Annotated in this window: 22 protein-coding genes; 16 read left to right on the top strand and 6 right to left on the bottom strand. The window is 71.1% G+C overall.

Annotated elements, in window-relative coordinates:
- Window positions 1–10: 10 nt before the first annotated feature.
- On the bottom strand, window positions 11–2,089 hold the full coding sequence (gene tkt / locus NMK44_RS14430) for a transketolase (RefSeq protein WP_254742802.1): 2,079 nt from the start codon (window positions 2,087–2,089) through the stop codon (window positions 11–13).
- A gap of 349 nt (window positions 2,090–2,438) precedes the next feature.
- Here tkt and NMK44_RS14425 point away from each other — a divergent pair, with 349 nt between their 5' ends.
- The 3 genes from NMK44_RS14425 (at window position 2,439) to NMK44_RS14415 (ending at window position 5,047) form a co-directional block, all read left to right on the top strand.
- Entirely contained in the window at window positions 2,439–3,389 is a 951-nt protein-coding gene (locus NMK44_RS14425) for a heme o synthase (protein WP_254742799.1), read from the top strand.
- A gap of 24 nt (window positions 3,390–3,413) precedes the next feature.
- Window positions 3,414–3,788, top strand: coding sequence for a hypothetical protein (locus NMK44_RS14420; protein WP_302888203.1), 375 nt, complete (start codon window positions 3,414–3,416; stop codon window positions 3,786–3,788).
- A 95-nt stretch (window positions 3,789–3,883) separates the two neighbouring features.
- Complete coding sequence (locus NMK44_RS14415) at window positions 3,884–5,047, top strand: amidohydrolase (RefSeq protein WP_254742796.1); 1,164 nt, start codon at window positions 3,884–3,886, stop codon at window positions 5,045–5,047.
- On the opposite strand, the gene NMK44_RS14410 is transcribed toward NMK44_RS14415, so the two are convergent.
- The 3 genes from NMK44_RS14410 to NMK44_RS14400 all read right to left on the bottom strand — a co-directional run bounded on the left by NMK44_RS14410 (window position 4,984) and on the right by NMK44_RS14400 (window position 7,817).
- Window positions 4,984–6,024 carry a COX15/CtaA family protein gene (locus NMK44_RS14410; protein WP_254742793.1) on the bottom strand — a complete coding sequence of 347 codons (1,041 nt, stop codon included), beginning with the start codon at window positions 6,022–6,024 and terminating at the stop codon, window positions 4,984–4,986. The genes NMK44_RS14415 and NMK44_RS14410 overlap by 64 nt on opposite strands.
- A 96-nt stretch (window positions 6,025–6,120) precedes the next feature.
- The gene (locus NMK44_RS14405) at window positions 6,121–6,894 is read right to left on the bottom strand and encodes an ABC transporter permease (RefSeq protein WP_254742790.1); all 774 of its coding nucleotides are present in this window, start codon (window positions 6,892–6,894) and stop codon (window positions 6,121–6,123) included.
- Window positions 6,891–7,817, bottom strand: coding sequence for an ABC transporter ATP-binding protein (locus NMK44_RS14400; RefSeq protein WP_254742788.1), 927 nt, complete (start codon window positions 7,815–7,817; stop codon window positions 6,891–6,893). Before NMK44_RS14400 ends, NMK44_RS14405 begins: the two co-directional genes overlap by 4 nt.
- A 181-nt stretch (window positions 7,818–7,998) precedes the next feature.
- Here NMK44_RS14400 and NMK44_RS14395 point away from each other — a divergent pair, with 181 nt between their 5' ends.
- The 13 genes from NMK44_RS14395 (at window position 7,999) to dapD (ending at window position 18,633) form a co-directional block, all read left to right on the top strand.
- Window positions 7,999–8,808 carry a helix-turn-helix transcriptional regulator gene (locus NMK44_RS14395; RefSeq protein ID WP_254742786.1) on the top strand — a complete coding sequence of 270 codons (810 nt, stop codon included), beginning with the start codon at window positions 7,999–8,001 and terminating at the stop codon, window positions 8,806–8,808.
- Complete coding sequence (sufB, locus tag NMK44_RS14390; protein WP_254742784.1) at window positions 8,805–10,226, top strand: Fe-S cluster assembly protein SufB; 1,422 nt, start codon at window positions 8,805–8,807, stop codon at window positions 10,224–10,226. Before NMK44_RS14395 ends, sufB begins: the two co-directional genes overlap by 4 nt.
- Window positions 10,227–10,308: 82 nt before the next feature.
- Window positions 10,309–11,478 carry a Fe-S cluster assembly protein SufD gene (gene sufD / locus NMK44_RS14385; protein WP_254742782.1) on the top strand — a complete coding sequence of 390 codons (1,170 nt, stop codon included), beginning with the start codon at window positions 10,309–10,311 and terminating at the stop codon, window positions 11,476–11,478.
- Window positions 11,475–11,798: a bifunctional 3-phenylpropionate/cinnamic acid dioxygenase ferredoxin subunit gene (locus tag NMK44_RS14380; protein WP_254742779.1), complete on the top strand. Its 324-nt coding sequence runs from the start codon at window positions 11,475–11,477 to the stop codon at window positions 11,796–11,798. Before sufD ends, NMK44_RS14380 begins: the two co-directional genes overlap by 4 nt.
- A gap of 7 nt (window positions 11,799–11,805) precedes the next feature.
- Window positions 11,806–12,570, top strand: a complete 765-nt coding sequence (gene sufC, locus NMK44_RS14375) for a Fe-S cluster assembly ATPase SufC (RefSeq protein WP_254742776.1) — start codon at window positions 11,806–11,808, stop codon at window positions 12,568–12,570.
- Window positions 12,567–13,823 carry a cysteine desulfurase gene (locus NMK44_RS14370; protein ID WP_254742773.1) on the top strand — a complete coding sequence of 419 codons (1,257 nt, stop codon included), beginning with the start codon at window positions 12,567–12,569 and terminating at the stop codon, window positions 13,821–13,823. Before sufC ends, NMK44_RS14370 begins: the two co-directional genes overlap by 4 nt.
- 10 nt (window positions 13,824–13,833) lie before the next feature.
- Window positions 13,834–14,298 (top strand): Fe-S cluster assembly sulfur transfer protein SufU, encoded by a 465-nt coding sequence (gene sufU, locus NMK44_RS14365; protein WP_254742770.1) that lies wholly within the window; start codon window positions 13,834–13,836, stop codon window positions 14,296–14,298.
- On the top strand, window positions 14,295–14,630 hold the full coding sequence (locus NMK44_RS14360; protein WP_254742767.1) for a metal-sulfur cluster assembly factor: 336 nt from the start codon (window positions 14,295–14,297) through the stop codon (window positions 14,628–14,630). The genes sufU and NMK44_RS14360 overlap by 4 nt, the downstream gene beginning before the upstream one ends.
- A gap of 125 nt (window positions 14,631–14,755) precedes the next feature.
- Window positions 14,756–15,076 (top strand): DMT family transporter, encoded by a 321-nt coding sequence (locus NMK44_RS14355; protein ID WP_254742764.1) that lies wholly within the window; start codon window positions 14,756–14,758, stop codon window positions 15,074–15,076.
- Window positions 15,076–15,615, top strand: coding sequence for a TetR/AcrR family transcriptional regulator (locus NMK44_RS14350; protein WP_254742761.1), 540 nt, complete (start codon window positions 15,076–15,078; stop codon window positions 15,613–15,615). The genes NMK44_RS14355 and NMK44_RS14350 overlap by 1 nt, the downstream gene beginning before the upstream one ends.
- Window positions 15,616–15,704: 89 nt before the next feature.
- Window positions 15,705–16,322, top strand: a complete 618-nt coding sequence (locus NMK44_RS14345; RefSeq protein WP_254742758.1) for an RNA polymerase sigma factor — start codon at window positions 15,705–15,707, stop codon at window positions 16,320–16,322.
- A complete protein-coding gene (locus tag NMK44_RS14340; protein WP_254742755.1) occupies window positions 16,315–17,274 on the top strand; it encodes a CU044_5270 family protein in 960 nt (319 codons plus the stop codon). Before NMK44_RS14345 ends, NMK44_RS14340 begins: the two co-directional genes overlap by 8 nt.
- A gap of 363 nt (window positions 17,275–17,637) precedes the next feature.
- Entirely contained in the window at window positions 17,638–18,633 is a 996-nt protein-coding gene (dapD, locus tag NMK44_RS14335; RefSeq protein ID WP_254742752.1) for a 2,3,4,5-tetrahydropyridine-2,6-dicarboxylate N-succinyltransferase, read from the top strand.
- Window positions 18,634–18,639: 6 nt separating this feature from the next.
- On the opposite strand, the gene dapA is transcribed toward dapD, so the two are convergent.
- Together dapA and NMK44_RS14325 are read right to left on the bottom strand one after the other, a co-directional pair.
- The gene (dapA, locus tag NMK44_RS14330) at window positions 18,640–19,557 is read right to left on the bottom strand and encodes a 4-hydroxy-tetrahydrodipicolinate synthase (RefSeq protein ID WP_254742749.1); all 918 of its coding nucleotides are present in this window, start codon (window positions 19,555–19,557) and stop codon (window positions 18,640–18,642) included.
- Window positions 19,558–19,652: 95 nt separating this feature from the next.
- A complete protein-coding gene (locus NMK44_RS14325) occupies window positions 19,653–20,165 on the bottom strand; it encodes a hypothetical protein (RefSeq protein ID WP_254742746.1) in 513 nt (170 codons plus the stop codon).
- Window positions 20,166–20,238: the final 73 nt, after the last annotated feature.

Below are 20,238 nucleotides of genomic sequence, written 5' to 3'. Positions count from 1 at the left end.
GTGGCGGGCGTCAGCGCCCGGCGGCGTCGAGGGACTCGTGGGCGGCGGTGACCACGGCCTCGGCGGTCAGACCGAACTCCCGGTAGAGCACCTTGTAGTCGGCGGAGGCACCGAAGTGCTCCAGGGAGACGATGCGGCCGGCCTCGCCGACGTAGCGGTACCAGGTCAGTCCGATACCGGCTTCCACGGCCACGCGCGCCTTCACCGACGGCGGCAGCACGCTCTCGCGGTACTCCTGGTCCTGCTCCTCGAACCACTCGACCGACGGCATCGACACGACGCGGGCCGGGACCCCGGCGGCCTGGAGCTGCTCACGCGCCTCGACGGCGAGCTGGACCTCGGAACCGGTGGCGATCAGGATGACCTTCGGCTCGCCGCCCTCGGCCTCGAAGAGGACGTAACCACCCTTGGCGGCGCCCTCGTTGGCCTCGTAGGTCGGCACGTTCTGACGGGTCAGCGCGATGCCGTGCGGCGCGGGCCGCTCCGTGTGGCGGCGGGTGATCTCGCGCCAGGCGATCGCCGTCTCATTGGCGTCGGCCGGGCGGACGATGTTCAGACCCGGGATGGCGCGCAGCACGGAGAGGTGCTCGACCGGCTGGTGGGTCGGGCCGTCCTCGCCGAGGCCGATGGAGTCGTGCGTCCACACGTAGGTGACCGGCAGCTTCATCAGCGCGGCGAGCCGGACGGCCGGGCGCATGTAGTCGGAGAACACCAGGAAGGTGCCGCCGTAGACCCGGGTGTTGCCGTGCAGCGCGATGCCGTTCATGGTCGAACCCATGGCGTGCTCGCGGATGCCGAAGTGGATGGTGCGGCCGTAGGGGTCGGCCTCCGGCAGCGGGTTGTCCTTCGGCAGGAAGGACGAAGAGGCGTCGATCGTGGTGTTGTTGGAGCCCGCGAGGTCGGCGGAGCCCCCCCACAGCTCGGGCAGCACCCCGCCGAGCGCCTTGAGTACCTGGCCGGACGCCTTACGGGTGGCGACGTCCTTGCCCGCCTCGAACACCGGCAGCGTGCTCTCCCAGCCCGCCGGCAGCTCGCCCGCGGTGATCCGGTCGAACTCGGCGGCCCGCTCGGAGTTGTTGTTCCGCCACTCCTGGAGCGTCTTGTCCCAGGCGGCGCGCGCCTCACGGCCGCGGTCGACCAGACCCCGGGTGTGGTTGATGACGTCGGCGTCCACCTGGAAGTGCTGCTCGGGGTCGAAGCCGAGGACGCGCTTGGTGGCGGCGACCTCCTCCGCGCCGAGCGCCGAGCCGTGCGAGGCCTCGGTGTTCTGCGCGTTGGGCGCGGGCCAGGCGATGATGGTGCGGGCCGCGATGATCGAGGGGCGCTCGGTCTCGTCCCGCGCCGCCTTCAGCGCCGCGTAGAGCTGGTGGATGTCGAAGTCACCGCTGGGCGCCTGCTCGATGCGCTGGACGTGCCAGCCGTACGCCTCGTAGCGCTTCAGTACATCCTCGGAGAGCGCGGTGGCGGTGTCGCCCTCGATCGAGATGTGGTTGTCGTCGTACAGGGCGACGATGTTGCCCAGCTTCTGGTGACCGGCGAGCGAGGACGCCTCGGCGGAGATGCCCTCCTCCAGGTCGCCGTCGGAGACGATCGACCAGATGGTGTGGTCGAACGGGGAGGCGCCCTCGGGCGCCTCCGGGTCGAACAGCCCGCGCTCGTAGCGGGCGGCCATCGCCATGCCCACCGCGTTGGCGATGCCCTGGCCGAGCGGACCGGTGGTGGTCTCCACACCGGTGGTGTGGCCGAACTCCGGGTGGCCCGGGGTGAGGCTGCCCCAGGTGCGGAACGCCTTGAGGTCGTCGAGCTCCAGACCGAAGCCCGCCAGGTACAGCTGCACGTAGAGCGTGAGGCTGGTGTGGCCCGGGGACAGTACGAACCGGTCCCGGCCCGCCCATCCGGCGTCGGAGGGGTCGTGCCGCATCAGCTTCTGGAAGAGCAGGTACGCGGCGGGCGCGAGACTCATGGCCGTGCCGGGGTGGCCGTTACCGACCTTCTGCACGGAGTCCATGGCCAGGACGCGGGCTGTGTCAACGGCCCGCTGGTCCAGATCGGTCCATTCGAGGTCTGTGGTAGTCGGCTTGGTGCTCACCCTGAGTCAGGGCTCCTCTCCACACTGTCGCTATCCGGTGACCGAGTGCACACCGGCGTTGTCGAGCCTACCCCTGGAACGGCGGTCATCTTTTCGAGTTCCACCCGACGGTCAGGGAACGAATCGAGGGCCTCATCGCATTCCCCTCCGCGGTTGCGCGGGGTGATCGGAAGAAGCTGTTCCGGGTGGTGCGCGCCCTGCGCGCCCCGGCGGGCGCGCGCCGCCAACACGACCCGACCCCGGCGGCGAGCGGTACATCCCCTGCGTCTAGAGTGGCGTGGTACGCGCAAGTCTTTACCGGCTCTTCATGTCCGGTGCTTGCTGGTTCTTGCTTCCACCAGGGGTGTGCGTGACGGCCGTCGAATCCCGTCCTGCGGGGGTGCTGGAGACGAGCGAAACGAGCTCCGGCCACCGGCCGCTCGGGGCCCGTGTCAAGGCGTTCGTCGCGCTGACCAAGCCGCGCGTCATCGAGCTGCTGCTGATGACCACGGTGCCGGTCATGTTCCTGGCCGCCGGGGGCGTTCCCGACCTGTGGCTGGTGCTGGCGACCTGTGTCGGCGGTTATCTGTCGGCGGGCGGTGCCGCCGCGTTCAACATGTACCTCGACCGCGACATCGACGCGCTCATGGACCGCACCGCACAGCGTCCGCTGGTGACCGGGATGGTCTCACCGGCGGAGTGCCTGGTGTTCGCCTCGGCGCTCACGGTGGTTTCCACGGCCTGGTTCTGGGTCCTGGTCAACCCGCTGTCCGCGATGCTGTCACTCGGTGCGCTGGTCTTCTACGTCGTCGTCTACACGATGCTGCTCAAGCGGCGCACCTCGCAGAACATCGTCTGGGGCGGGATCGCGGGCTGTATGCCCGTGCTCATCGGCTGGTCCTCGGTGACCAATGAGGTCTCCTGGGCCGCGGTCATCCTCTTCCTCGTCATCTTCTTCTGGACGCCGCCGCACTACTGGCCGCTGTCGATGAAGGTCAAGGACGACTACGAGCGGGCCAGCGTGCCGATGCTGCCGGTGATCGCGGGCAACAAGGCGGTCGCCCGCCAGATCGTCCTCTACAGCTGGGCCATGGTCGGTGTCTCCCTGCTGCTGTGGCCGCTGGGCTACACCGGCCGGTTCTACCCGGCCGTCGCCGTGGTGCTGGGCGGGTTCTGGCTCCGGGAGGCGCACGGGCTCCAGGCGCGCGCCCGGGCCGGGATCACCGGGGCCAAGCTCAAGGAGATGCGGCTCTTCCACTGGTCCATCACCTATGTGTCGCTGCTCTTCGTCGCCGTCGCCGTGGACCCCTTCCTGCGCTGATTACCGACGGGTAGCATTGCTGGTATGGCAGACAGCACCCAGGCGGAGACGGTGGAGACGGTCGGGAGCGCCCAGCCCGCCAAGCCCTCCAAGGACGAGAAGCGGGCCAAGCGGCTCGCCCACCAGATCACGGCCTTCGCCGCGAGCCACGGCGGCAGCGCCGAGGGCCAGCTCGCCCACATCGGCCGCGGCACCACCCGGATCGCCCTGGTGGGGGCCAACGGGGAGTGGGGCGTGCTGGTCACCCCCTCGCACGAGACCGCCCGCCGTGCGGCCGAGCTCGCCGGGCTCACCCTCGAGGACGAGTTCGACGGTGAGATGGCCGCCAAGGTCCGCACCGGTCCGTATGAGTGGACGCGGATGGCGGGCATGCAGATCGGCGGTCCCGCCAACCCCTGAGGCCGCAGCCCCGACACCTCGCACCCCTTTCGCCCGTTAAGCCCGTCGATGTCTTCAGGGCGAGACGATGCCTTAGGGGCGAGGAGGCGGCGGCGATGGACGAGGCGACGGACTCCCCGGGCACCCTGGGCCCGTCGGTCGGCCCGGTCCCGCGTGACGGGCCGGGTCCGGTGGCGGACCCGCCCGCGCTGCCGCCCCTGGTCGACCAGTACAGCCACGGCACGGTCCACGGCGAACTGGGACTCGGCTCCTTCGAGGCCCATCTGGCCTCCGCCGCCGGATCGGGTGCGGCCCCCGCGGGCACCACCTTCTTCGACAGCTTGACCGGGCTCGCGGTGCGCCGCTGGTGCCCGCCGCTGCTGGGCATGGACCCGCACTGCGCACCGGTCAGCTATCTCGCCCGCCGCCGGGAACTGGGCGCCTACCGGGCCACCCGGCTGCTGCTGCGGGGCGCGGGCATCGGCACCTTCCTGCTGGAGTCCGGCGCCCCCAGCGACCTCACCTCATCCGCCGAACTGGCCGCCGCCGCCGACGGCCGGGTCCATGAGGTGGTCCGGCTGGAACCGCTGGCCGAGCAGGTGGCCGACACCTCCGGCACGGTCGACGCGTTCACCGGCAACACCGCCGAGGCGCTGTACGCCGCCGCCCAGCACGCCACCGCGTTCTCCCTGGGCATCACCCACTGCGACGAGGTGCCCCCGGATCCGCGCGAGGTGCGCCGGGCCGCCGCGCGCAGACTCGCCGGGGGACCGGTCCGGAACCGTCCGCTCGATCCCGCGCTCGCCCAGCACCTGCTGTGGAGCGCGGTGGCCACCGGGCTGCCGGTGCAGGTGCACTGCGCCGATCCGCAGCCGCTGCTGGGCTTCCTGCGGGCCACCGCCGGGTTCGGCACCGATCTGGTGCTGCTGCCCGAGCGGCCGTACCACCGGCGGGCGGCCCAGTTCGCCGCGGCCTTCCCGCACGTCTACGCGGACGCCGGGCCGCGTCCGGCGGAGACCCTGGGCGAGGCGCCGTTCGGCAAACTGCTGTTCTCCACCGGCGCGCGGGCGCTGCCCGAGCTGTATGTGACCGCCGCCCGGCTGTTCGCCCACGCCATGGCGCGGCTGACCGCCGAGTGGACCGACGAGGGGGTGTGCACCCGCGCCGAGGCACGGCGGATCACCGCTCTGGTCGCGGCCGGGACCGCGCGCCGGGTCTACCGGCTGGAGGCGGCGGGCTCGGCCGGTCCGGCGGCCGGGGCGGACGCGGTCTCCGGCTGAAGCGCCTCGTGCTCCCCGGTGGGGGAGGGCACCCCGGCGGCCTCCGAGGATCCGGCGGTGCCGCTGCGCTCGCGCAGCGACAGCAGGACCCGCAGCGCCGCGATCCACACCAGGCAGGAGCCGAACATATGGGTGCCGACGACGATCTCGGGCAGGTGGGTGAAGTACTGCACATAGCCGATCACGCCCTGGAGCAGCAGGACGACCAGCAGCTCCAGCACCGCGCGGCGCTGGGCGGCCGGGGCCTTCACGGCGCGCAGGGTGAACCAGAGCGCGGCGGTGAGGCCCAGCACGATGTAGACGAAGTCCACATGCAACTGGGTGATCTCCTGCCAGTCCACCGGGATGCGGTGCACCTTGCGGGCGTCACCGGCGTGCGGACCGGCTCCGGAGACCGCGGTGCCGATCACGATCAGCGCGGCGGTCGAGACCACCAGCAGCCAGGTGAGCTGACGTACCGGCCGGGCCACCAGCTCCCGGGGCTCGGCGTCGCCCTCCCGGGCCCGCTGCCAGGTCACCACGGCCACCGTGAGCAGCGCGGTGGCCAGCAGGAAGTGTGAGCTGACGATGTACGGGTTGAGTCCGGTGAGGACGGTCATCCCGCCGACCACGGCATTGCCCATGATGATCCAGAACTGGATCCAGCCGAGCCGGGTGAGCGAGGTGCGCACCGGGGTGCGGGCGCGGGCGGCGATGATCAGCAGCCCCACCACCGCGCACAGCACATAGGTCAGCATCCGGTTGCCGAACTCGATGATGCCGTTGATGCCCGCCTCGGCCGTCGGCGTCAGGCTGTCGGAGGTGCACTTCGGCCAGGTGTCACAGCCCAGTCCGGACTGGGTCAGCCGGACCGCGCCGCCGGTGACGACGATGACGACGGCCATCACCACGGCGGCCAGCGCGGCGCGTTCCACGAAGCGTGCGGACGGCTGCCAGCGCCGGGCGATCTGCTCAAGAGGGTTCAGCGAAGAGGGCACGGGCCCATCGTAGGCGGCCGCTTGTGCAGCTTTTCACGAGGGTCCCGGAACGGGCGGAACCGGCCGTTCCGCAGCCTCGCCGATGCGGTGACGTGCCTACTCCCAGCGGAAGAAGCGGGCCGCCGCGCCCAGACCCAGCACCGACCACACCGCCAGGATCCCCAGCTCCCGCCAGGGCGCCGGACCGCCGTTCTGGAGGACGTCCCGCAGCCCGCCCGACAGTGCGGAGATCGGCAGCAGCTCCAGGACACCCCGGACGGCGTCCGGGAACTTGTCCAGCGAGACGATCACCCCGCCCGCGACGAGCAGCAGCAGGAAGACCAGGTTGGCGGCGGCCAGGGTGGCCTCGGCCTTGAGGGTGCCCGCCATCAGCAGGCCCAGACCGGAGAACGCCGCGGTGCCCAGCACCAGCAGCAGCGCCACCACCAGCGGATTGCCGTGCGGCGACCAGCCCAGACCCAGCGCGATCGCGGTCAGCAGGGCGATCTGGAGGACCTCGGTGACCAGCACCGAGCAGGTCTTGGCGGCCATCAGCCCCCACCGTGGCAGCGGGGAGACCGCGAGCCGCTTCAGCACGCCGTAGCGCCGCTCGAAACCGGTGGCGATGGCCTGCCCGGTGAACGCGGTCGACAGGACGGCCAGCGCCAGCACCCCGGGGGCCAGGAAGTCCACCGTCTCGCCGTCGGTGCCGGTGTCCACGATGTCGACGCTGCTGAACAGCACCAGCACCAGGGACGGGATGACCACGGTCAGCAGTAGCTGCTCACCGTTGCGCAGCAGCATCCGGGTCTCCAGCGCGGCCTGTGCCCGGATCATCCGCAGCAGCGGTGCCGACCCCGGCCGGGGGAGGAAAGTGCCCGTGGCGGTCACGCTCGCAGCTCCTTACCGGTGAGCTCGAGGAAGACGTCCTCGAGGGTGTGCCGCTCGACCGAGATCCGGTCCGGCATCACCCCGTTCTGTGCGCACCACGAGGTGACGGTGGCCAGTAGCTGGGGGTTGATCTTGCCGGTGACGCGGTAGCCGCCGGGGGTCAGCTCGGCGGCCGTGCTGTCGTCGGGCAGCGCCTTGAGCAGCGAGGCCAGGTCGAGCGCGGGGCGGCCGGTGAAGCGCAGGGTGTTCTCGGCGCCGCCCCGGCACAGCTCCTCGGGGCTGCCGTGGGCGATCACCTTGCCGCCGTCGATGATCGCGACGTGGTCGGCGAGCTGTTCGGCCTCGTCCATGTGGTGGGTGGTCAGCACGACGGTGACCCCGTCCTGGCGCAGCTCGCGGATGAGCTCCCAGGTGGCGCGGCGGGCCTGCGGGTCCAGACCGGCGGTCGGCTCGTCGAGGAAGACCAGCTCGGGGCGGCCGACGACGGCCATGGCCAGGGCGAGCCGCTGCTGCTGACCGCCGGAGAGCCTGCGGTAGGTGGTGCGGCCGCAGGAGCCGAGCCCCAGCCGCTCGACCAGCAGACCGACGTCCACCGGATGGGCGTGCAGGGAGGCGGTGTGCCGCAGCATCTCTTCTGCGCGCGCGCCGGAATAAACGCCTCCGGACTGGAGCATCACCCCGATCCGCGGCCGCAGCGCCGCCGCGTCCCCGACCGGGTCCAGGCCGAATATGCGCACCGTCCCGGCGTCGGGGCGGCGGTACCCCTCGCAGCTCTCGACGGTGGTGGTCTTGCCGGCCCCGTTGGGCCCGAGGACGGCGCTCACGGTGCCGCGCGCGACGGACAGGTCGAGTCCGTCGACCGCGGTCTTCGAGCCGTACCGTTTGACCAGGCCGACGACGTCGACCGCGGGCTCTTCTCGCATGCCGGGCAGTCTACGAATCCCCGGGGGCGCTGTGGGCGGCAGGGCGGAAGCCGGTCCTCGCGAATCGCCGCGCCATCGCATCGTCGCAGGTGAAGTTAGGTGTGCCTAAGTGATGCACCCCACCAGCGAGGGCGTCGGCCGTCGGTTGTATGTCCCGCCGGAATTACGCAACAATGGCGTTGTGAAATACGCGAGCGAGGCTCCGAAGGGACACGCGGCCGACCCGGCCGCGCGGTCCGGCGTGCCCGTGTCCGCGCCCGATGAGCAGCACGGCACCCGCAACCGGGTCGCCCGTTCCATCCTCGATCACGGCCCCTCCACCGCGGCGGAGCTCGCGCTGCGGCTGGAGCTGACCCAGGCGGCCGTCCGCCGCCACCTCGACACCCTCGTCGCCGACGGCGTCGTCGAGCCCCGCGAGAAGAGGGTGTACGGGGCGCGGGGGCGCGGCCGCCCGGCCAAGGTCTTCGCCCTGACCGACTGCGGCCGTGACGCCTTCGACCAGGCCTATGACTCGCTGGCCGTCGACGCCCTGCGCTGGATCGAGCAGAGCGCCGGGGGCGGTGAGGCCGGACGGGCCGCCGTCGCGGCGTTCGCCCGCGCCCGGCTGGCCGGCCAGGCCGTGGCGTACCGCAGTGCCGTCGAGGCCGCCGATCCCGGCAGCCGTACCCAGGCCCTCGCGGGCGCGCTGTCCGCGGACGGGTACGCTGCTACGGCGCGCAGCGCGCCGGTCGGCGAACAGCTCTGCCAGCACCACTGCCCGGTCGCCCACGCAGCCGAGCGATATCCGCAGCTCTGCGAGGCGGAGACCGAGGTCTTCTCCCAGCTGCTCGGGACTCATGTGCAGCGTCTGGCCACCATCGCCCATGGCGACGGGGTGTGCACGACGTTCATTCCGAAGACCGACAGAACCGCATCGGCCGAGACGGCCGACCCCAGTACCAGTAAGACCACCACCGCATCTGCCAGCACGGCCGGGAGGAACCCCGTATGACTCTCCCCACGGAGACCGCTCACCCTGAGCTCGAGGGTCTGGGCAACTACGAGTACGGCTGGGCCGACTCCGACGTGGCCGGCGCTTCGGCCAAGCGCGGGCTCTCCGAGGAGGTCGTCCGCGACATCTCGGCGAAGAAGTCCGAGCCGGAGTGGATGCTCAACATGCGTCTGAAGGGCCTGAAGCTCTTCGGCAAGAAGCCCATGCCCACCTGGGGCTCGGACCTGTCGGGCATCGACTTCGACAACATCAAGTACTTCGTGCGTTCCACCGAGCAGCAGGCCGCCTCCTGGGAGGAGCTGCCCGAGGACATCAAGAACACGTACGACAAGCTGGGCATCCCGGAGGCCGAGAAGCAGCGCCTGGTCGCCGGTGTCGCCGCCCAGTACGAGTCCGAGGTCGTCTACCACCAGATCCGTGAGGACCTGGAGGAGCAGGGCGTCATCTTCCTGGACACCGACACCGCGCTCAAGGAGCACCCGGAGCTCTTCAAGGAGTACTTCGGCTCGGTGATCCCGGCGGGCGACAACAAGTTCGCCTCGCTGAACACGGCGGTGTGGTCCGGCGGCTCGTTCATCTACGTGCCCAAGGGCGTCCACGTGGAGATCCCGCTCCAGGCCTACTTCCGGATCAACACCGAGAACATGGGCCAGTTCGAGCGGACGCTGATCATCGTCGACGAGGACGCCTACGTCCACTACGTCGAGGGCTGCACCGCGCCGATCTACAAGTCGGACTCGCTGCACTCCGCGGTCGTCGAGATCATCGTCAAGAAGGGCGCCCGCTGCCGCTACACGACCATCCAGAACTGGTCGAACAACGTCTACAACCTGGTCACCAAGCGCGCCGTCGCCTACGAGGGCGCCACCATGGAGTGGGTCGACGGCAACATCGGCTCCAAGGTGACCATGAAGTACCCCGCCGTCTACCTGATGGGCGAGCACGCCAAGGGCGAGACCCTGTCCATCGCCTTCGCGGGCGAGGGCCAGCACCAGGACGCCGGCGCCAAGATGGTCCACATGGCGCCCCGCACCTCGTCCAACATCGTCTCCAAGTCGGTGGCACGCGGCGGTGGCCGTACCTCCTACCGCGGTCTGATCGAGATCGGCGAGGGCGCCGAGGGCTCCAAGTCCAATGTGCTCTGTGACGCCCTGCTGGTGGACACCGTCTCGCGGTCGGACACCTACCCCTATGTGGACGTCCGCGAGGACGATGTGTCGATGGGCCACGAGGCGACCGTCTCCAAGGTCAGCGACGACCAGCTCTTCTACCTGATGAGCCGCGGTCTGTCGGAGGACGAGGCCATGGCGATGATCGTCCGCGGATTCGTCGAGCCGATCGCTCGCGAGCTGCCCATGGAGTACGCGCTGGAGCTCAACCGGCTGATCGAGCTGCAGATGGAGGGCGCGGTCGGCTGACGCCACCGCACCTTCCGGCCCCACCGCACCGGGGCATCCCCGTGAAAGCCACCGAAGGCAGAAAGCGAGCAGTACGACAGCCATGGCTGAAACCATTCCCGCCGGATCCACTACGGACGGTGTCATCCAGGTGGGCCAGCCCACCGATGCGCGGGTCAGCGCCCCCGCGTCGTACGACGTGGCCGACTTCCCCGTGCCGCACGGCCGGGAGGAGGAATGGCGGTTCACCCCGCTGGAGCGGCTGCGCGGCCTCCACGACGGCACCGCCGTCGCCGACGGCGGCGTCAAGGTCGAGGTGACCGCCCCCGAGGGCGTCACCGTCGAGACCGTGGGCCGGGACGACGCGCGCCTGGGCAAGGCCGGCAAGCCGGTGGACCGGGTCGCGGCGCAGGCGTACAGCTCCTTCGAGAAGGCCTCGGTCGTCTCCGTCCCCAAGGAGACGGTGCTCACCGAGCCGGTGCGGATCTCCGTGCACGGCGAGGGCGGCACCGCCTTCGGCCACCAGCTCGTCGAGCTCGGCGCCTTCGCCGAGGCCGTGGTGGTCATCGACCACACCGGTGACGCCACCCTCGCCGCCAACGTCGAGTACGTGCTCGGCGACGGCGCCAAGCTCACCGTGGTCTCCATCCAGGACTGGGCCGACACCGCCGTCCACACCGGGCAGCACACCGCGCTGGTCGGCCGGGACGCGAGCTTCAAGTCCGTGGTCGTCACCTTCGGCGGCGATCTGGTGCGTCTCCACCCGCGGGTGGTCTACGGCGCCCCCGGCGGTGAGGCCGAGCTCTACGGCCTGTACTTCACCGACAACGGGCAGCACCAGGAGCACCGGCTCTTCATCGACCACGACACCCCGCACTGCCGGAGCAACGTGGCCTACAAGGGCGCGCTCCAGGGCAAGGACGCCCACGCGGTCTGGATCGGCGACGTGCTGATCCGCGCCGCCGCCGAGGGCACCGAGACCTATGAGCTCAACCGCAACCTGGTGCTCACCGACGGCGCCCGCGTCGACTCGGTGCCCAACCTGGAGATCGAGACCGGCGAGATCGTCGGCGCCGGTCACGCCAGCGCCACCGGCCGCTTCGAGGACGAGCAGCTCTTCTACCTGATGGCGCGCGGTATCCCGGCCGACGAGGCCCGCCGTCTGGTGGTCCGCGGCTTCTTCGCCGAGCTCGTCCAGCAGATCGGCATCCCCGATCTGGAGGAGCGTCTGATCGCCAAGATCGAGGCAGAGCTGGAGGCGTCCGTAGGATGACCGAGACCTTCGTACGCGCCTGCGCCCTGGCCGAGCTCGAGGACGACACCCCCAAGCGGGTCGAGCTCGACGGCGTTCCGGTCGCGCTGGTCCGCACCGAGGGCGAGGTGTTCGCCGTCAACGACATCTGCTCGCACGCGAATGTCTCGCTGTCCGAGGGCGAGGTCGAGGACTGTCAGATCGAGTGCTGGCTGCACGGCTCCAGCTTCGATCTGCGCACCGGCAAGCCGTCCGGTCTCCCGGCCACGCGCCCCGTCCCCGTATACCCCGTAAAGATCGAAGGGGACGACGTGCTCGTCTCCGTCACCCAGGAGTCCTGAGGCACCCATGGCAACGCTTGAGATTCACGACCTGCACGTCTCCGTCGAGGCCGAGGGCGGCCCCCGGGAGATCCTGCGCGGCGTCGACCTGACCGTGAAGCAGGGCGAGACGCACGCCATCATGGGCCCCAACGGCTCCGGCAAGTCCACCCTGGCCTACTCGCTGGCCGGCCACCCGAAGTACACCATCACCGGCGGCACCGTCACCCTCGACGGTGAGGACGTGCTGGAGATGTCCGTCGACGAGCGCGCCCGCGCCGGTGTCTTCCTGGCCATGCAGTACCCGGTCGAGGTGCCCGGCGTCTCCGTCTCCAACTTCCTGCGGACCTCCGCCACCGCCATCCGTGGTGAGGCCCCCAAGCTGCGCACCTGGGTCAAGGAGGTCAAGGAGGCCATGCAGCGCCTCCAGATCGACCCCTCCTTCGCCGAGCGCAACGTCAACGAGGGCTTCTCCGGCGGTGAGAAGAAGCGCCACGAGATCCTCCAGCTCGAGCTGCTGAAGCCCGCCATCGCGATCCTCGACGAGACCGACTCCGGCCTCGACGTCGACGCGCTGCGCGTGGTCTCCGAGGGCGTCAACCGGGTCCGTGAGGCCGGTGAGGTCGGCACCCTGCTGATCACGCACTACACCCGTATCCTGCGGTACATCAAGCCCGACCAGGTCCACGTGTTCGCCGCGGGCCGGATCGCCGAGTCCGGCGGCCCGGAGCTGGCCGACAAGCTGGAGGCCGAGGGCTACGAGGCGTACGTGAAGGGAGGCGCATCCGAGTGACACAGCTGCCGGGCCTCCTCGACACCGAGGCGATCCGCAAGGACTTCCCCATCCTGGACCGCCCGGTCCACGACGGGAAGAAGCTCGTCTACCTGGACAACGCGGCCACGTCCCAGAAGCCGCGTCAGGTGCTCGACGCGCTCAACACCTACTACGAACGCTCCAACGCCAATGTGCACCGCGGTGTGCATGTGCTGGCCGAGGAGGCCACGGCGCTGTACGAGGGCGCCCGCGACAAGGTCGCCGGCTTCATCAACGCTCCCAGCCGCGATGAGGTGATCTTCACCAAGAACGCGTCGGAGTCGCTGAACCTCGTGGCCAACATGCTCGGCTGGGCGGATGAGCCCTACCGGGTGGACCGCGAGACCGAGATCGTCATCACGGAGATGGAGCACCACTCCAACATCGTCCCGTGGCAGCTGCTCTCGCAGCGCACCGGCGCGAAGCTGAAGTGGTTCGGCCTCACCGACGACGGCCGTCTCGACCTGTCGCAGATCGAGCAGGTCATCACCGAGAAGACCAAGGTCGTCTCGTTCGTGCTGGTCTCCAACATCCTGGGCACGGTCAACCCGGTCGAGGCGATCGTCCGCCGCGCCCAGGACGTGGGCGCCCTGGTCGTCATCGACGCCTCCCAGGCCGCGCCGCACATGGTGCTGGACGTCCAGGCGCTCCAGGCCGACTTCGTGGCCTTCACCGGCCACAAGATGTGCGGTCCGACCGGTATCGGTGTGCTGTGGGGCCGCCAGGAGCTGCTGGAGGACCTGCCCCCGTTCCTCGGTGGCGGCGAGATGATCGAGACCGTCTCGATGCACTCCTCCACCTACGCCCCGGCGCCGCACAAGTTCGAGGCCGGTACGCCCCCGATCGCCCAGGCCGTCGGCCTCGGCGCGGCCGTGGACTATCTGGCCTCGGTCGGCATGGAGGACATCGCCCGCCATGAGCACGCCCTGACCCACTACGCGGTCGGCAGGCTCCTGGAGGTGCCGGACCTGCGCATCATCGGCCCCACCACGGCCGAGGAACGCGGTGCCACGATCTCCTTCACGCTCGGTGACATCCACCCGCACGATGTGGGCCAGGTCCTCGACGAACAGGGCATCGCGGTCCGCGTCGGCCACCACTGCGCCCGACCCGTCTGCCTGCGGTACGGAATTCCCGCGACCACACGGGCGTCGTTCTATCTGTACTCCACCCCCGCCGAGGTCGACGCCTTGGTGGAGGGCCTGGAGCACGTACGGAACTTCTTCGGGTAGGGGCGACCGCGTGAAACTGGATTCGATGTACCAGGACGTCATCCTGGACCACTACAAGAACCCGCATGGACGGGGCCTCAGGGACGGCGACGCAGAGGTACACCACGTCAATCCCACTTGCGGTGACGAGATCACCCTGCGGGTGCGGCTCGACGGCGAGACCATCGAGGACGTCAGCTACGAGGGCCAGGGCTGTTCCATCAGCCAGGCCAGCGCGTCGGTGCTCAACGAGCTGCTGGTGGGCAAGGAGCTGGGCGAGGCTCGCAGGATCCAGGAGACGTTTCTGGAGCTGATGCAGTCCAAGGGGCAGACCGTTCCGGACGACGCGATGGAGGAGGTGCTGGAGGACGCGGTCGCGTTCGCCGGTGTCTCCAAGTACCCCGCCCGAGTGAAGTGCGCCCTGCTGAGCTGGATGGCGTGGAAGGACGCCACCGCACAGGCGCTCGGCGAAACCGCTGGAGGGAAGACCGCATGAGCGACGATGTGACGACCACCAAGCCCGCCAGCGAGGAAGAGGTCCGCGAGGCCCTCTACGACGTCGTCGACCCCGAGCTGGGGATCGACGTGGTCAACCTCGGGCTGATCTACGGCATCCACGTCGACGACGCCAACATCGCCACCATCGACATGACGCTGACGTCCGCGGCCTGTCCGCTGACCGACGTCATCGAGGACCAGGCGAAGTCCGCGACCGACGGCATCGTCAACGAGCTCCGGATCAACTGGGTCTGGATGCCGCCGTGGGGTCCCGACAAGATCACCGACGACGGCCGCGAGCAGCTCCGCGCCCTCGGCTTCAACGTCTGAGGACCACCTCGCAGCGTTCCATGGAACGGCCCCCGCGCACTCGCGCGGGGGCCGTTCCGCGTTTCCGGCGCTCTCCCGGCCCTGCTTGTGTACGACCGTACGCAACGTTGTGTACGATCGTACGCATGGGGTACCTGATGCTCTCCGGTGCGATCCTGGCCGAGGTGCTGGCCACGACCGCGATGAAGTACAGCGACGGATTCACCCGGCTGTGGCCCACCGTGGTCACCGTCACCGGCTATCTGATCGCCTTCGCCCTCCTCGCCCAGACCCTCAAGACGGTCTCCGTCGGCACCGCCTACGCCATATGGGCCGGGGCCGGGACCGCCGTGATCGCCGTCATCGGCATGGTCTTCCTCGGCGAGGCCGCGACCGCCGCCAAGATCGTCGGGGTGCTGCTGGTCATCGCCGGGGTCGTGGTGCTCAACCTCGGCGGGGCCCACTGATGCCGCGCCGCTACGACCCCGACCGGCGGCAGCGGATCATCGACGCCGCGATCACGGTGGTCGGGGAGCGCGGGATCAGCGGACTGAGCCACCGCGCGGTGGCCGCCGAGGCGGACGTACCGCTCGGCTCGACCACCTACCACTTCGCCACCCTCGACGATCTGCTCGTCGCCGCCCTCAGCCAGCTCAACGTGGACTGGCTGGACCACCTGGAGCGGTGGGAGCGCGCCGTAGACCCCGGCCGCCCGCTCGCCGACGAACTGCTGCGGTTCATCGAGACCCTGCTGGGCGGCGACCGCGCCCGGCTGGAGCTGGAGTACGAGCTCTACCTCGTCGCGCTGCGCCGGGCGGCGGTGCGGCCCATCGCCGCCGCCTGTCTGGACGAGATGGCCGTCCTGCTGGCCCGCCGCACCGGCGACCTCGATACCGCACGGATGGTGGTGGCGCTCATGGACGGGGTGATACTCCAGGTACTGCTGACCGGCAGACCGCTGGAGCGCACCGAGGTACGCGCGGCCATGGAGCGGATCACCGGCTGAGACGGGCGAGGGAGGCGGCGCGTGAACCCGATCGGGCCCTGCGGGGAACAGAGGGTGACACTCCTTCCCGCCAAGGATGCGGAGACTCCGTGACAGATCCCGATCCACCGCCCCAGCACATACCGCTCCACGACGACGCCGATGTCATCGCGCAGTCCGTGGAGCGGCCCGAACTCTTCGCCCGGCTCTACGACCGGTACGCGCCCGACATCCACCGCTACGCCGCCCGCCGCCTCGGCGACGGCGCCGCGGACGACATCACGGCCGAGACCTTCCTCGTCGCCTTCCGCTGCCGGGCCCGTTTCGACACCCGCCGCAACGCGGCCCGCCCCTGGCTCTACGGCATCGCCGCCAATCTGATCGGCAAGCACCGCCGCACCGAGGTCCGGGCGCTGCGCGCCCTCGCCCGCACCGGCACCGACCCGGTCACCGAGTCCTGGGTCGAGCGTGCCGACGACCGGGTCGCCGCCGAGGCCACCCGACGGCCGCTGGCCGAGGCGCTCGCCGGGCTGTCCGCCCGGGACCGCCACGTCCTGCTGCTGATCGCCTGGGCCGACCTCAGCTACCAGGAGGTCGCCGAAGCCCTCGGCATCCCCGTCGGGACGGTCCGCTCCCGGCTCAACCGCGCCCGCCGCAAGGTGCGCGCCGCCCTCGGCGCCGATCCCGCCGTCCTCAGCGATGCCACGGAGGTGGCCACCTATGGATGAAATGACCAAGGTCCGTGAACTGCGCTCGCAGGCACCCCGCCCGGACGCGATCCGGCTGGCGGCCGGACGCAGGCAGCTCACCGAGGCCGCCGAGGGCGGCGTCCGCGCCCGTCGCCTCAACACCCCCCACCTCCGCCTCGGCTGGCGGCTGGCCGCCGTGGGCGCCGCCGCCACCGTCACCGCGGCCGCCGTGCTGTCCGCCCAACTGGTGGACGGCGGCGAGGGCGTCCGTACGGCGCCGGTCGCCGCGATGAGCCAGTCCTACGCGGTGGCGCTGGGCAGCCCGGCCGAGACCCTGCGGGACGCGGCCGCCACCGCCGAGCGGGCCAAGGACCCCCGGCCCCATGACGGCCAGTGGGTCTTCACCGAGACCAGCCGGGTGAACGCCACCGACGGCGAGCGGCCCGGTCTGGTGGACCACTCGTCCTGGTCCCGCTACGACAACCCCTCGATGGAGGGCGGCAAGGCGGGCGACGACCATTCGCCGCGCGAGACCTACCGCTTCCTGAACTCCCTCCCCGAGGACCCGGCGAAGGTGCGCGCCAAGGCCCGTGCCTTCTACCCCAAGGCCGACGGGGAGACCCGCGCCCAGCACGACTTCCGGGCGCTCACCCTGCTCACCGACGCCTACCCGGCACCGCCGAAGGGGCGGGCCGCGGTCTTCCGCGCCATGGCCGCGATCCCCGGTCTGAAGGCCGACTCGGTCAAGGACATCCTCGGCCGCGACGCCATCGCGCTCTCGCTCGGCGACAAGGCCCAGGGCGACCTCCGCGGCCAGTACCTCTACAACCCGCGCACCTGGATCTCGTCCGGCAGCCGCCACATCGCGGTGACCGACAACCCGGGCGGGGAGGGCGGTCCTGAGGACCACTGGAAGGCCGGAGACGTGATCATCTCCGAGGCGCAGGAGAGCCGCGTCCTGGTCGACGACAAGGGCGACACCGGCCGTTGACCCCCTCGGTGCCGGGCCCGGCCGGGCCCGGCACCGAGGCCCGCCGCCGCGGCGGGGTGGGGGCCCGGGGCGCGGGGCCTCGGGTCCCCCAGCGGCCCCCCCCGGGGCGCCCCCCCCGGGGGGGGGGGGGCGGGCCCCCCCCCCCCCCCGAGGCCCGCCTCCGCGGCTGTGTGGCGACCCGGTGCGCGGGACATCGGGCGGACCGGGGCCTCCGAGACCGGGCCCACGGTCCGCACAACGGCTCGCCGGACCCTCCGGCAGCGTCGTCCGGACCCCGGGGCCGGGCCGTGCCGGGGGTCGGCTGCGGGCCGGGACATGAGACCGGTTCGCCTCCCGGGGGCGGCTCCGGTTAGCGTTCTGACCATGACCGACGCAGCCACCACCCGTACCACCCGCCCCGGCGCCGTCGCCGCCGGACTCGCCACCCTCACCGAGGACGGCACCGTTCTGGACACCTGGTTCCCGTCCCCCGAGCTGGCCGAGGCCCCCGGTCCGGCCGGGACCGAGCGGCTCGACGCCGAGCAGACCGCCCGGCTGCTGGGCGAGACCGCCGTCAAGGCGCTCGGCCCGGACCCGCGCCGCGGTGTCGAGGTCGTGGCCGTCCGTACGGTCATCGCCTCGCTCGACGACAAGCCGCAGGACGCCCATGACGTCTACCTCCGGCTGCACCTGCTCAGCCACCGGCTCGTCGCCCCGCACGGCCAGAACCTCGACGGGATGTTCGGCGTACTCGCCAACGTGGCGTGGACCTCGCTGGGTCCGGTCGCCGTCGACCAGCTCGACCGCGCCCGGCTGGCCGCCCGCGCCGAGGGCCTCCAGCTCAGCGTGACCAGCGTCGACAAGTTCCCGCGGATGACCGACTATGTGGTCCCCGCCGGGGTCCGCATCGGTGACGCCGACCGCGTACGGCTCGGCGCGCACCTCGCCGCCGGGACCACCGTCATGCACGAGGGCTTCGTCAACTTCAACGCGGGCACCCTCGGCACCTCGATGGTCGAGGGCCGGATCAGCGCGGGCGTCGTGGTCGGCGACGGCTCGGACATCGGCGGCGGTGCGTCGATCATGGGCACCCTCTCCGGCGGCGGCAAGCAGACCATCGCCATCGGTGAGCGCTGCCTGCTGGGCGCCCAGGCGGGCATCGGCATCTCGCTCGGCGACGACTGCATCGTCGAGGCGGGCCTCTACGTGACCGCCGGCACCCGCGTCACCCTCCCCGACGGCAAGATCGTCAAGGCGCTCGAACTGTCCGGCGCCCGCAATCTCCTCTTCCGCCGCAACTCCACCACCGGTGCGGTCGAGGCGCTGCCGCGCTCCGGTTCGTGGGGCGGCCTCAACGAGGCGCTGCACAGCCACAACTAGCCGCCGCTAGTCCCAGGCCGGTCCGGTCGTCGCCCGCTTGTAGGCGTCGACCAGACCGGCCGTGGTGTCGGTACCGGCCGCCAGCAGCGGCGCCCGTACCGGCCCCGCGGGCAGCCCCAGCGCGTCCAGCAGCGCCTTCGCGGTGACCGCCCCGGGCAGGTTCGACATCATCGCGTCGACCAGCGGGGTGAGCGCGAGATGACGGCGGGCCGCGGTGCCCGGGTCTCCCGCGTCATACGCGTCCAGCACGGCGCGCACCTGCGGTCCGGCCACGTTCGAGACGGTGCTGATGTACCCGGCCGCGCCGATCGCCCGCAGCGGGAGGTTCTGCTCGTCGCAGCCGGAGTAGTAGGCGAGATCGGTGGCCGCCAGGACCCTCGCCGACTTCATCAGGTCGTACGCGCAGTCCTTCACCCCCGCCACCCGCGGGTGTTCGGCCAGCCGCAGCAGGGTCTCGCAGGAGAGCGCGGTCCCGGTGCGCCCGGGGATGTCGTACAGCAGAACGGGCAGGCCGGCCGCGTCCGCGACGGTGCGGAAGTGGGCCCGGACCGCGTCCTGCGGCGGGCGGCTGTAGTACGGCGTGACCACCAGCAGCGCGTGCGCCCCGGCCCGTTCGGCCGCGCGTGCCAGTCCGACCGCGTGCCGGGTGTCGTTGCTGCCGACCCCCGCGGTGATCCGCGCCCGGTCGCCGACCGCCTCGGCCACCGCCCGGACGACCGCCTCCTGTTCGGCGTCGCTGGTGGTGGGCGCCTCGCCGGAGGTGCCGTTCACCACCAGCCCGTCGCAGCCGTCCTCGTCGACGAGGCGGGTGGCGAGCCGTTGGACGCCGTCGAGGTCGAGCGAACCGTCGGCGGTGAACGGCGTGATCATGGCACAGGCGGAACGGCCGGAGGGACCGCCGGTGCGGTGGTGATGTGTGGACATGAGGGAATTTTCAAGCCCGTTGATCTACAGGTCCACTTCAGGGTTCTACATCCCACCGTGCAGCGTCGCTGCAGAGTGGCCGACTTCGGCTTCGCCTACGGCTTCTCGGCGTGGACGTACACCCGCGCACCCGACTCGGTGGCGCTGCCCTCGCCCTTGCCGTTGTAGACCACATACACGTCCCGCCGTACGCCCTCGTCGATATCGGTGAAGGCCAGGTCCGCGTGCGCGGGGACATGGCTGGTGAGGCCGTCCGCCACCGCGCGCGGAATGGCGGCCCCGACGCGGCCCGGGCCCTCGATCCCGTAGGTCCGCCGGAAGTCCTTGACGCTGCTGTCCTGTCCGCCGTTGATCCGGTACCGCAGACAGGCGGTGTGCCCGGCGCTCCGTCCCTCGACGGGTACGTAGAAGCGGCCCGCGTGCGGATTCTGTTCGGGCGCGAAACGGGCCAGTTGCTCGGCCCGGTCGGCCGCCGAGGTGCGCGTGTCGCTGTCCGGCCCGAGGAGGAACCACCCGCCGACGGCCAGCAGCAGGACCAGCACCAGCCCCGTCAGACCCAGCGGAACGGCCCAGACGGCCCGGTGGCGCGTGGCTGACGACGGTGACATCTGGCTGGCCCCCTGTGACACACGAGTGCTCCGGAGTCCGGCGCGTCGCCGGACTCCGGAGCACTCTAGTCAG

It is taken from the genome of Streptomyces cucumeris, from assembly GCF_024295805.1.
GTDB lineage: Bacteria > Actinomycetota > Actinomycetes > Streptomycetales > Streptomycetaceae > Streptomyces > Streptomyces cucumeris.
The sequence above is the reverse complement of the archived record's forward strand: the minus strand, read 5'-3'. Positions and strand labels throughout refer to the sequence as shown.